Source organism: Cohnella suwonensis (assembly GCF_042655365.1).
In the GTDB taxonomy this organism is placed as follows: domain Bacteria; phylum Bacillota; class Bacilli; order Paenibacillales; family Paenibacillaceae; genus Cohnella; species Cohnella suwonensis.
Window position 1 is genome coordinate 58,664 of record NZ_JBHSMH010000113.1, and the last position, 12,769, is coordinate 71,432.

The following is a 12,769-nucleotide window of genomic DNA, read 5'->3' on the forward strand; positions in this document are numbered from 1 at the left end:
GGAGTGTTGTCCATGCGGATAGCGATTGACGCGATGGGCGGAGACCACGCGCCGCGCGCCCAAGTCGAAAGCGCCAAGGCCGCGGCCGCCGAATGGCCGGATACGCATCTCATTCTCGTCGGCGATCCGGAGGCGATCAAGCCCTTTCTTGACGCCGACGCTCCTGCGAATATAACGGTCGTAAGCGCGCTGGAAGTCATCGGCAGCGACGACGAGCCGGTCAAGGCGGTGCGCCGCAAACCCGATTCTTCGATGGTCGTCGCCGGACGGCTGGTGAAGGAAGGCAAAGCCGACGCGATGATCTCCGCGGGCAACACCGGCGCGCTTATGGCGACGGGACTGCTCGTCGTCGGACGGCTTAAAGGCATCGAACGTCCGGCGCTCGCGCCGATGTTCCCGACGCTCGACCAAGTCGGCATACTGGCGCTCGATATGGGCGCCAACATGGACGCGAAGCCGGAACATTTGCTTCAGTACGCGATCTTGGGAAGCTTATACCGGCACAAGGTCCACGGCATTCAGAATCCGCGCGTCGGCTTGCTGAACGTCGGAACGGAAGCGGCCAAAGGCAACGAGCTGACGAAGGCGGCCTACGAACTGCTCGAGCAAGCGCCGATTAACTTCGTCGGCAACGTCGAGTCGCGGGACGTGCTTAACGGTCCGTGCGACGTCGTCGTATGCGACGGCTTCTCCGGGAATATTATGCTGAAGTCGATCGAAGGCGCGGCGTCCGTCGTGTTCAAGGTGCTGAGGGAACAGATGACCTCGTCGTTCCCGGCGAAGATCGCGGCGGCCATCCTGAAGCCGAAGCTTCGCAAAGTAAAGAAACTGTTCGATTATAACGAATACAACGGGGCGCCGCTCCTCGGCGTGAACGGGCTCGTCGTCAAAGCGCACGGCTCGTCCGACGCGAACGCCATGAAGATGGCGATCCGGCAAACCCGCACGGCGATCGGCAACGGGCTCTTATCGGCGATTGCCGAAGAAATCAGAGGAAAGTGAGTAGAGGCGCATGAACGGAATTTCCGTCGGCATCCTCGGAACGGGCAAATACGTTCCGGAGCGCCGTTTAACGAACCAAGACCTGGAGAAAATGGTCGAAACGAACGACGAATGGATCGTCACCCGCACGGGGATGAGAGAAAGAAGGATCGCGGCGCCGGAACAGGCGACGTCGGACCTCGCTTACGAGGCATCCGTTCAAGCGTTGCGGGCGGCGGGCGTGTCTGCCGAGGAGATTGACCTGATCATCGTGGCGACGATTACGCCCGACATGTTCTTCCCGTCTACGGCCTGCATTCTTCAGGAGAAGCTCGGTGCCAAGAACGCCGCGGCGTTCGACCTGTCGGCCGCCTGCTCGGGCTTCATCTACGGCTTGGCGAACGCGAACGGCTTCATCGCGACGGGCGTCTACAAGAAAATTCTCGTCGTCGGCGCGGAGTGTCTATCCCGCATTACGGACTACTCGGACCGCAACACGGCGATCCTGTTCGGAGACGGGGCCGGAGCGGCCGTTCTCGGGGAAGTGCCGGAAGGCAGGGGCTTCAAATCGTTCAAGCTGGGCGCCGACGGCGCGGGCGGCGAACTGCTTCGCATCTGCGGCGGGGGTTCGAGGCTTCCTTCGACGGAGCAGTCGGTGGGCGAGCGGAAGCATTTCATCGAAATGAACGGTCGCGACGTGTTCAAGTTCGCGGTCCGCGTCATGGGAAGCGCGGCGGAGGAAGCTCTAGCGACCGCCGGTTATACGAAGGCAGACATCGATCTTCTTATTCCTCACCAAGCGAACATCCGCATTATCCAATCCGCGATGGAACGCTTGGATCTATCTGTGGACAAAGCGATGATCAACCTGGACAAGTACGGCAACGTGTCAGCCGCTTCGATTCCGCTCGCGCTCGCCGAAGCGGTCGAGCAAGGCCGGGTAAAAGAAGGCGACAAGCTCGTTCTCGTCGGCTTCGGCGGCGGCCTCACTTGGGGCGCGTCCGTACTGGTATGGTAACGGCCGTCCGAACGGTCCGATAGGCAGAGGAGGAAATCTCATTGGGTAAAATCGCATTCGTGTTTCCCGGCCAAGGCGCGCAAGCGGTAGGCATGGGGAAAGACGCTTACGACAGCAACGAGGCGGCTCGCGCGGCGTTCGACAAAGCCGACGAGGTGCTCGGATTCCCGCTCTCGAAGCTTGCGTTCGAAGGACCGGACGAGCAGCTTCGCCAGACGGCGAACACGCAGCCCGCGCTTCTGGCGACGAGCTTCGCGCTTCTGGAAATGTACAAGGCCCAAGGCGTCAAGCCCGACTTCGTGGCGGGACATTCGCTCGGCGAGTACAGCGCGCTCGTCGCGGCCGGCGTCCTCGGGTTCGAAGACGCCTTGATGCTCGTTCGCATGCGCGGCCAATTCATGGAGCAAGCCGTTCCTAGCGGAAAGGGCGCGATGGCCGCCGTTCTCGGCGCCGAGCGCGAAGCGCTTCAAGCTTTGTGCGAGGATGTATCCGCGACCGCGGGACGCGTCGAGCTAGCCAACGTGAACTGCCCGGGGCAGATCGTCGTCTCCGGCACGGCCGATGGCGTCGCCGCCATCGGCGAGCGGGGCAAGGAAGCCGGGGCCAAACGGGTCATCCCGCTCGACGTGAGCGGCCCGTTCCATTCGTCGCTCATGCAGCCCGCGGCGGACAATCTGGCCGAGGAGCTCGCCAAAGTCGAATTCCTGGACGCGGAAGTACCCGTCGTCGCCAACGTGCACGCGAGAGCGGTCAAGTCCGGAGACGAGCTTCGCGATCTGCTCGTGAAGCAGGTCGTCTCTCCCGTGCAATGGGAAGACACGGTGAAATTCCTGATCGGCGAAGGCGTCGACACGTTCGTCGAGATCGGCTCCGGCTCCGTGTTGGCCGGCTTGATCAAGAAAATCGACAAAACCGTGCAGGTCATCTCGGTGAACAGCGCCGAGGCGGCCGCCGCGGTTGCGCAATGAAACCGAAACTGAGACAATGGAGCGGGAGGGTGAGCGGGGCATGACGATGTGGAGTTTAGAAGGAAAAAGCGCGCTCGTTACCGGCGCGTCCCGCGGCATCGGCCGCGCGATCGCCATCGCGCTCGCCAAAGCGGGAGCGGACGTCGCCGTGAACTACTCCGGCAGCGAGGCCGCGGCCGCGGAGACGGTCAAGGCTATCGAGGCGCTCGGCCGCAAGGCGATCGCCGTCAAGGCGAACGTCGGCAAATCCGCCGAGTTCGACGAGATGGTCGCCGCGGCGCTAGAGGCGTTCGGCAAGCTGGACATTCTCGTGAACAACGCGGGCATTACCCGCGACAACTTGATCATGCGGATGAAGGAAGCCGAATTCGACGAAGTGATCGAGACGAACTTGAAGGGCGTGTTCAACGGCGTGAAGGCGGTCAGCCGCCCGATGATGAAGCAGCGCGCGGGCCGTATCATCAATATTTCGTCCGTCGTCGGCGTTCTCGGCAACGCGGGGCAAGCGAATTACGTCGCGTCCAAAGCCGGCGTCATCGGCTTGACGAAATCCGCGGCCAGGGAGCTCGCCTCCCGCGGGATCACGGTGAACGCCGTGGCGCCGGGCTTCATCGAGTCGGATATGACCGACAAGCTTCCCGCGGACATTCGCGAGAAGCTGCTAGGCGAAATTCCGCTCGGCCGCATGGGCCGGCCGGAGGATATCGCCACGGCGGTCGTCTATCTGGCGTCCGACGCGGCTTCGTACATGACCGGCCAAACGATTCACATCGACGGCGGAATGTACATGTAGTCCGTATAGGCGGTATGGCTTTTTGTCTATGATTCACGTATAATACGTTAAGGGAGGTGAACCGGATGTCCGATGTACAAGAACGCGTTAAACGCATCGTTATCGAACGCCTAGGTGTTGAAGAGGCAGAGGTAACAGCCGAAGCATCCTTCAAAGACGACTTGGGCGCTGACTCTCTCGATGTGGTTGAACTCGTAATGGAACTCGAAGACGAATTCGACTTGGAGATTTCCGACGAGGATGCAGAGAAGATCACAACGGTGGGAGAAGTCGTTAAATACATACAATCTCATGCGTAAATGATCGACCGGGTCCCGTTATCGCGACGGGACTTCTGCACATTTATGGAACCGTTCCCGCTATACGCGGGGATTGAAATACCCTGAAGAGGTGAATGGGTTTTGACACAACGCGTCGTCGTTACGGGGATGGGAGTCGTGACGTCCCTCGGTTCAGATTTGCCAACGCTCTGGAACAACCTTATGAACGCCAAATCCGGAATCAGCACGATCGAAGCGTTCGATACGACCGAATATACAACGAAGATCGCCGCTGAAATCAAGGATTTCGATCCTAGCCTATATATCGACAAGAAAGACTCCCGCAAAATGGACCGCTTCGTGCAATTCGGCGTCGCGGCCAGCAAGATGGCGATCGAAGACGCCAAGCTCGAAATCGGCGTGAACGCGGATCCCGAGCGGGTAGGCGTCGTCGTCGGTTCCGGCATCGGCGGTCTCGGCACGTGGGAAGACCAGCACACGATCCTGATGAACAAGGGTCCTCGCCGGGTCAGCCCGTTCTTCATCCCGATGATGATCGCGAACATGGCCAGCGGCCAAATCTCGATGATCACCGGCGCGAAAGGCCCGAACACGGCGGCCGTGTCGGCTTGCGCCACCGGAACGCACTCGATCGGAGACTCCTTCAAGATGATCCAACGCGGCGACGCCGACGTCATGATCTGCGGCGGCGCGGAAGCGACGATCCGTCCGATCGGCATGGCGGGCTTCTGCTCGATGAGAGCGATGAGCACGCGCAACGACGAGCCGGAGAAAGCCAGCCGTCCGTTCGACGCGGGCCGGGACGGATTCGTCATGGGAGAAGGCTCCGGCGTCATGATTCTGGAGTCGCTCGAGCACGCGAAAGCGCGCGGAGCGAGAATCTACGCCGAAGTGATCGGGTACGGCATGAGCGGCGACGCTTACGACATGGTCGAGCCGGATCCGCAAGGCGCGGCCCGTTCGATGAAGAAGGCTCTCAAAGACGCCGGCATCGAGCCTAGCGAAGTCGATTATATCAACGCGCACGGCACGTCGACCCCGGTCGGCGACAAATCCGAGACGACCGCGATCAAGTCGGTGTTCGGCGAACATGCTTACAAGCTTGCCGTCAGCTCGACGAAATCGATGACCGGCCATTTGCTCGGAGCCGCGGGCGGCGTGGAAGCGGTCATCGTCGGATTAACGTTGCAGAACGGCGTCATACCTCCGACGGCGAACTTGGACGACCAAGATCCGGAGCTCGATTTGGACTACGTGCCGAACGTGCCCCGCGAAGCGGACGTCAAAATCGCGCTGTCGAACTCCTTCGGGTTCGGCGGTCATAACGCGACCATCATTTTACGTAAATACGAAGCCTAATAAGCGCGTGAACGTCGACGCAGGCGGCATATGCTGTCTGCGTTCGGTCGTTTACGGGGACTTTTTCGGGCGCGGTCCGAGGTGAAGATCATGAAGGAAGGCTTTCAGCGATTGCAAGAGAAAGTGCAAGTCCGATTCCGCAATCCGGCTCTTCTGAAACAAGCGTTCACGCACACGTCTTACGTAAACGAGCAACGGGGCGCGAAGATCGCCGACAACGAGAGGCTCGAATTTCTCGGCGACGCCGTGCTGCAACTGACCGTATCGGAATATTTGTACCGGGTATACCCGGAACGGCCCGAAGGCGAATTGACGCGACTGCGCGCCAGCATCGTCTGCGAACCGTCGCTTGTCCGTTTTGCCGAGGCGCTCGAATTCGGGCAGATCGTGCTGCTCGGCAAAGGGGAGGAGCAAACGGGAGGCCGCACGCGGCCGTCGTTGCTCGCGGACGCTTTCGAAGCGTTCCTGGGCGCGCTCTATCTAGACCAAGGATTGGAAGCGGTTAGATTATTCCTTGAACGCCACCTGTTCGGCTTGCTTCCGGACAACGGTCAAGCGCCGCTCAAGGATTACAAGACGGAGCTCCAGGAGAAAGCGCAACAGACGTCGATCGGGGCGCTCGATTACAGTATCGTCGAAGAGCGGGGACCGGCGCACGACAGGGAATTCGTCGCGGTCGTGGCGCTCGGCAACCGGCAGTTGGGGACGGGCACGGGACGTTCGAAAAAAGAAGCGGAACAGCAGGCGGCATCGCGCGCGCTGGCTGCTTTCGCGGAACATTTTCCCGGCTAACGCGGATAACGGATCGACTCGAGAGGAGTATCATTCCTTATGTTTTTGAAAAGAATCGAGCTGACTGGCTTCAAATCGTTCGCGGACCGAACCGAGCTGGAGTTCGTTCGCGGCATTACAGCGGTCGTCGGGCCTAACGGAAGCGGCAAGAGCAACATATCCGACGGCATCCGTTGGGTGCTCGGGGAACAAAGCGCGAAGTCCCTTCGCGGCGGTAACATGCAGGACATTATTTTCGCCGGAAGCGATTCGCGCAAAGCGGTCAACTTCGGGGAAGTGTCGCTTACGCTCGACAACATGGACAAAGCGCTTCCGCTCGACTTCAGCGAAGTGACGGTTACGCGCCGAGTTCACCGGAACGGGGAAAGCGAATATTTGATCAACAAGCAGCCTTGCCGGCTGAAGGATATTACCGAGTTGTTCATGGATACGGGCATCGGCCGCGAAGCTTATTCGATCATCGGGCAAGGCCGGATCGAGGAGATTCTGAGTACGCGTTCCGAAGATCGCCGCGGCATCTTCGAAGAAGCTTCCGGCATCGTGAAATACAAGAGCCGCAAGAAAGAAGCGCAGAAGAAACTCGAGGATACGGAAAGCAATCTTTTGCGTATTCACGACCTCGTCAGCGAGCTCAAAGGCCAGATCGAGCCTCTCCAGGAGCAATCCGAGAAAGCGGAAGCCTACAAGCAGCTTAAAGACGGGCTGAAGAACAAGGAAATCGCGCTATACGTCCACCAGATCGAGGGCGTGCACACGTCGTGGACGCAGACGAACGAGAAGCTCGCAGCCCTCCGCGAGGAGCAACTCGGCTTGTCGACGTTCGTTAGCAAGCATGACGCGCTGCTCGAAGAAGAAAGGTTCGCGCTCGCGCAACTCGAGGAGTTGCTCGAGAAGCTGCAGGACGAGCTGCTCCATTGCAGCGAAGAAACCGAGAAATCGGAAGGTTACGTCGAGCTGCTGAACGAACGCCGCGGCCATTTGGAGCGGACGCGCGAAGGCTTGCGGGCATCGCTCGCTTCGGCCGAAGAGCGGTTCTCCGCGGCGACGGCCGAGGAAGCCGTCGCGCGCGATAAGCGCACGCAATTGGAGACGGAGCTGGGCGCGCTTACGGCGAAGCTCGCGGACGAGGAATTGCGTCTAGCGTTGGCGGACGGAAGCACGGAAGCCGAAGAGAAGCTGAAGGCCGAGCTGTTCGACACGCTGAACGCGATGGCGCAAGCTCGCAACGATATTCGCTACGGAGACGGGCAGCGCGAGGCGCTGGAGCGCCGCATGTCGCGCATCTCCGAAGAAGAGGCGAAGCTTGCCGAGCAATCGACGGCTTTGGAGAGCAAGCGCGCGCAATTGGAAACGCGGCTAGCCGAAGTGTCGCGGACGCTCGCTGAAGTTCGCGACCGTTACGTGGCGGAAGGCGCCCGATCGGGCGAGCTGCAGCGGAAGCTGGAGGAAGCGCTGGCGAACGTGCGGCGCTCCGAGCAGAAGCGGGAAGCGCTCGTCTCCCGCCGGGACACGATCAAGGAGCTTCAGAACGATTACGACGGCTTCCAGCACGGCGTTCGCGAAGTGCTGAAAGGGTCGAAGAGGGGCAACCTGCACGGCGTGCACGGCGCGGTGGCGGAGCTCGTCAGCGTGCCGGGACCGCTCGAGGTCGCGATGGAGACGGCTTTGGGAGGCGCGTTGCAGCATATCGTCATGGAAGACGAGAAAAGCTCGCGCGCGGCGATCGCTTACTTGAAGCAGCGGCAGTCGGGACGCGCGACGTTCCTGCCGATGGACGTCATCCGCGCGAGAAGCTTGTCCGACGGCGACCGCAGGATGCTCGATAGCGCCGAAGGTTTCGTCGGCGTCGCTTCCGAGCTCGTCGGTTTCGCGCCGAAATACGCCGCGATCGTCGGGAGCTTGCTCGGCAACGTGCTCATCTCCGAGACGTTGGAGCAAGCGAACCGGATCGCTTCGCGCTTGCAGTACCGTTACCGCGTCGTGACGCGCGACGGAGACGTCGTCAACGCGGGCGGTTCGATGACGGGCGGCGGCGTGGCGAAGAAGTCGTCCAGCCTGCTCGGCCGCCAGCGGCAGCTCGAAGAGCTCGACCGCGAGATTGCAAGCGCGGAAGAAGCCAAAGACAAGGCGAAAGCCGAAGTCGACGATCTGAAAAAAGAGCTGGCCATCGCGTCCCAGAACATCGAGCAATTACGCGAACAAGGGGAGCAAGAGAGGCTTCGCGAGCAGCAGGTGTCCGGAGAGGGCGCGCAGCTCGAGCAGGACGAGAAGCTGCTGGCCGAGCAACGGGCGGCGTTGGCTGGAGAGAAAGCCGCGTTCAATGCGGAAGCGGGCGGCTTGCTGTCCAGCAAGGAAGAGGCGGAAGCCAATCTTGCGACGCTGGCCGCGGAAGAACAACGCATTCAGGATCGCATCCGGGAAGCGGAGGAGCTGCGGCGCAAGAGCGCGTCCGCCAAGGAGCAGTTGCAGGCCGAGCTTACCGATCTGAAAATATCGATCGCCCGTCTCGAACAGGACCGCGCGGCGCTGGAAGAGCAATCTTCCCGGCAACGCGCCGAGCTTGCGCGGCTTACCGGCGAACGCAAGCAATTCAAGGAATCGCTGGAGCACAACGAGGCGGAAGCGGCTCGAACCGAGCAAGAATCCGTCGAGCAGCGCGAACGCTTGAATGAGCTTCGCATCCAGAAGAAGCAATATACCGAGAACATCGAATTCAAACGCGCCGACCGCGCGGAGAAGCAGCGCGAGCTGGAACGCAAGGAAGGCGAGACGAAAGACCAACGGTCGAAGCTGCGCAACGTCGAAGAAGGGTTGCGGCAAGCGGAAATCGCGGTCAATCGGATGGACGTCGAGCTCGACAATCTGCTTCGCAAGCTGACCGAGGAATACGAGATCGGCTTCGAGCTGGCGAAAGCCCGCTATCCCGTGCTGGAAGATATCGTCGCCGCGCAGAACGAGGTTCGCGAGATGAAACGCAAGATGACCTCGCTCGGCGACGTCAACTTGGGCGCCATCGAGGAGTACAAGCGGGTGTCCGAGCGCTTCGACTTCTTGTCAAGCCAAGAGAACGACCTGATCGAGGCGAAGACGAAGCTGCACGGCATCATCAAGGAAATGGACGACGAAATGTCGAAGCGGTTCCGCACGACGTTCGAAGAGATCCGCAAACACTTCGTCGTCGTGTTCTCCCGGATGTTCGGCGGCGGACGCGCGGATCTGGTCCTCGTCGATTCGGACAGGCCTTTGGATACGGGCATCGACATCGTCGCCCAGCCGCCGGGCAAGAAGCTGACGAACTTGCAGCTCCTCTCCGGGGGCGAGCGGGCGCTGACGGCGATCGCGCTGCTGTTCGCGATCCTGCACGTGAAGCCGGTGCCGTTCTGCGTGCTCGACGAAGTCGAGGCCGCGTTGGACGAAGCGAACGTGGCGCGTTACGCGGGATACATGCGAGAATTCTCGGATTCAACGCAGTTTATCGTCGTCACGCACCGCAAAGGCACGATGGAAGAGGCGGACGTGCTCTACGGCGTCACGATGGAAGAGGGCGGCGTATCCAAGCTCGTCTCAGTCCGACTGGAAGAGACGGAAGAGATGACGGCTACAGCGTAATCGTCTGATCGCCGCCGCTAACTTTGGGAGAGGCGCTCTCTTCGATTGATTAAGGTCCTCCCGCGCCGCTATTGAGCAAGCGTTGGGCGATTTCGCCGAAATAACGTCCTCACGCACCGCTAATGAGCGGGAGTTGGCGAATTCGGCGAAATAACGTCCTCACGCGCCGCTAATGGCGCGGGGAGTCACGATTTTACGTGCTTGGCATACGAGCGCGAGGTTGGAGTGGAGGAAACACGATGAGTTTTTTCAAAAGATTGCGAGAAAGCATCGCGTCCAAGACGGAAGCGGTCACGAGCAAGTTCCGCGACGGATTGTCGAAGACGCGGGACGCGTTCGTCGGCAAAGTCGAGGAGCTGTTCAGCCGCCGGAAAAAAATCGACGAGGCATTCTTCGAGGAGCTCGAGGAAATTCTGATCGGCGCGGACGTCGGCGTGAATACGGTCATGGGGCTGATCGACGAGTTACGGGCGGAAGTGAAGAAGCGCAAAATCGAAGAGCCGGCGGAGCTTCGCCCGATCCTGTCGGAAAAGCTCGTCGGCATGCTCCAGTCGACCGGCGACGAAGTCGGCATGAAAGAAAATCCGAACGGCATTACCGTCATCCTGTTCGTCGGCGTCAACGGCGTCGGCAAGACGACGACGATCGGCAAGCTCGCGTGGCGTTATAAGCAGCAAGGCAAGAACGTGCTGCTCGCAGCGGGCGACACGTTCCGCGCGGGAGCGATCGAACAGCTCGAAGTGTGGGGCGGGCGCGTCGGCGTCGACGTCATCAAGCAAGAGTCGGGTTCGGACCCGGCGGCGGTCATGTTCGACGCGGTGCAGGCGGCGAAGCAACGCAAAGTGGACGTGCTGATCTGCGACACGGCGGGGCGGTTACAGAACAAAAACAACCTGATGGAGGAGCTCGCCAAAATCCATCGGGTCATCCGACGGGAAATTCCGGGCGCGCCGCACGAGACGCTGCTCGTGCTCGACGCGACGACCGGCCAGAACGCGCTTCAGCAAGCGAAGCTGTTCGGCGAGAAAAGCGGCGTGACGGGCCTCGTGCTGACGAAGTTGGACGGCACGGCGAAGGGCGGCATCGTCATCGCGATCCGCAACGAATTGTCGCTGCCGGTGAAGTTCGTCGGCCTCGGAGAGAAGATGGACGATCTGCAGCAATTCGACGCCGACCAGTTCGTGCACGCGTTATTCGCCGGCATGGCCGGTACCGACGCGGGAGCGGAAGACGAGGACGGCTCTAAGTAGCCCCACAGCCAACATAACCAAGCGTTAATCACAATAAGAACCGCTTTGCGGGAAGCCGATCGGTCTCTCCGCGAAGCGGTTCTTTTGCGTTTTAAAAGGCGTTTTTCACGAAAAGTAGGGGTCCATGTTATGAAAACTGACAAACAAGCCGAAACACCGTTGATTCGAAAGCCTCTCGCTACATAAAATGAATCAATTAGCTAACGCGCACTCGAAACGAGGATGGATGCCGATGTCGACTTTACTCATCAAGAACGCGAGGAACATCGTTACGATGGACGGCGAACGCAACGTCTATCCCGGCGGCAGCCTCTACGCGGAAGGGCAACGAATCGTCGCCATCGGCTACGATTTGCCTTACGATAAGGCCGACGCGGTCATCGACGCTGGAGGAAAGATCGTCTATCCCGGCATGATTAACACCCACCATCATCTATACCAGAACTTGACCCGCAACATTCCATTCGCCCAGCAATGCGGCTTGTTCGATTGGCTGCTTACGCTATACGAGGTATGGCGCCAGCTTCGGCCCGAGGACGTGTACGTCAGCGCGGCGGTCGGCATCGGGGAATTGCTGAAGTCGGGATGCACGACGACGTCCGACCATTTCTACTGTTTTCCGAACGGCGTATCCGGAGAGTTGATCGACGAAGAGATTCGGGCGGCGCAAGAGCTGGGCATCCGCTTCTATCCGACCCGCGGTTCGATGAGTCTCGGCAGGTCCGGCGGCGGGTTGCCGCCGGACGAGGTGTGCCAAGATGAACGTACGATTCTGACCGATACGAGACGGGTCATCGAACGATATCACGACGCCGACCGCTTCTCGATGCTTCGCATCGGCGTGGCGCCTTGCTCCCCGTTCTCCGTCACGACGGATTTGCTCCGCGAATCGGCGGCTCTCGCGAGAAGTTACGGCGTGCGCATGCATACGCACCTGGCGGAGACGGAAGACGAGGAACGGTTCTGCATCGGGAGGTTCGGCCTGCGGCCGCTCGACTATATGGAAAAGCATGGCTGGATCGGAGACGACGTCTGGTTCGCGCACGGCATCTGGTTCGACGACGGAGAGATCGCGCGGCTCGGCCATCACCGGTGCGGTATCGCGCACTGCCCGACCAGCAACATGAAGCTGAGCTCCGGGACGATGCCGCTGGCGAAAATGCTCAAAGCGGGCGTGCGGGTCGGACTGGGCGTCGACGGCTCCGCTTCCAACGACGACTCCAACATGCTGCTCGAGACGAAGATCGCCCACCTCGTCCATCGCTTAACCGACGGTCCGACGGCTCCCGGCGCGGAAGATTTCCTCAAGATCGCGACCGTAGGATCGGCGCGCGTGCTCGGTTGGGAGGACGCGATCGGATCGCTCGAACCGGGCAAGGCCGCCGACTTGTTCATAATCGACGCAAGCAAGCTGGAATTCGCCGGCGCGTTGTTCGACGACGCGGCGCTCCCCGTGCTGACGGGTTTGTCGCAGACGGTGGACACGACGATCGTCGGAGGCCGAATCGTCGTCATGGACGGCGCTCTCGTCGGCGTCGACGAAAGGAAGTTGGCGGAATCCGCCCAAGCCGCCGCCGACCGCCTTCTTGGCGAGGCGACGTTCCGCACGAAGATCGATTACCGCGCCAGAAGAAACGCATTATCCATGTAAATATACATGACATGGTTATTGCAATCGAACAATTTTGCCTCTAATATGTTATATATATTTACATACA

At 60.4% G+C, this 12,769-nt stretch carries 10 protein-coding genes; all 10 read left to right on the top strand.

Annotation, left to right across the window (positions count from 1 at the left end; genetic code table 11):
- The first annotated feature begins 12 nt into the window (after positions 1-12).
- The 10 genes from plsX (at position 13) to ACFPPD_RS25075 (ending at position 12,702) form a co-directional block, all read left to right on the top strand.
- Positions 13-1,002: a phosphate acyltransferase PlsX gene (gene plsX, locus ACFPPD_RS25030; protein WP_209747009.1), complete on the top strand. Its 990-nt coding sequence runs from the start codon at positions 13-15 to the stop codon at positions 1,000-1,002.
- Between the two features lie 10 nt (positions 1,003-1,012).
- A complete protein-coding gene (locus tag ACFPPD_RS25035; RefSeq protein WP_378083773.1) occupies positions 1,013-1,999 on the top strand; it encodes a beta-ketoacyl-ACP synthase III in 987 nt (328 codons plus the stop codon).
- A 41-nt stretch (positions 2,000-2,040) separates the two neighbouring features.
- On the top strand, positions 2,041-2,967 hold the full coding sequence (gene fabD / locus ACFPPD_RS25040) for an ACP S-malonyltransferase (protein ID WP_209747007.1): 927 nt from the start codon (positions 2,041-2,043) through the stop codon (positions 2,965-2,967).
- A 46-nt stretch (positions 2,968-3,013) separates the two neighbouring features.
- Positions 3,014-3,760, top strand: a complete 747-nt coding sequence (gene fabG / locus ACFPPD_RS25045; protein WP_209747096.1) for a 3-oxoacyl-[acyl-carrier-protein] reductase — start codon at positions 3,014-3,016, stop codon at positions 3,758-3,760.
- Between the two features lie 65 nt (positions 3,761-3,825).
- Positions 3,826-4,059, top strand: a complete 234-nt coding sequence (gene acpP, locus ACFPPD_RS25050) for an acyl carrier protein (protein ID WP_115990925.1) — start codon at positions 3,826-3,828, stop codon at positions 4,057-4,059.
- Between the two features lie 102 nt (positions 4,060-4,161).
- Positions 4,162-5,400, top strand: coding sequence for a beta-ketoacyl-ACP synthase II (gene fabF / locus ACFPPD_RS25055; RefSeq protein WP_209747005.1), 1,239 nt, complete (start codon positions 4,162-4,164; stop codon positions 5,398-5,400).
- A 90-nt stretch (positions 5,401-5,490) separates the two neighbouring features.
- Positions 5,491-6,192, top strand: coding sequence for a ribonuclease III (gene rnc, locus ACFPPD_RS25060; protein ID WP_209747003.1), 702 nt, complete (start codon positions 5,491-5,493; stop codon positions 6,190-6,192).
- A 39-nt stretch (positions 6,193-6,231) separates the two neighbouring features.
- Positions 6,232-9,801: a chromosome segregation protein SMC gene (gene smc / locus ACFPPD_RS25065; RefSeq protein ID WP_209747001.1), complete on the top strand. Its 3,570-nt coding sequence runs from the start codon at positions 6,232-6,234 to the stop codon at positions 9,799-9,801.
- A 239-nt stretch (positions 9,802-10,040) separates the two neighbouring features.
- On the top strand, positions 10,041-11,051 hold the full coding sequence (gene ftsY, locus ACFPPD_RS25070) for a signal recognition particle-docking protein FtsY (RefSeq protein ID WP_209746999.1): 1,011 nt from the start codon (positions 10,041-10,043) through the stop codon (positions 11,049-11,051).
- A gap of 232 nt (positions 11,052-11,283) precedes the next feature.
- On the top strand, positions 11,284-12,702 hold the full coding sequence (locus tag ACFPPD_RS25075; protein WP_209746998.1) for an 8-oxoguanine deaminase: 1,419 nt from the start codon (positions 11,284-11,286) through the stop codon (positions 12,700-12,702).
- The last annotated feature ends 67 nt before the right edge of the window (positions 12,703-12,769 follow it).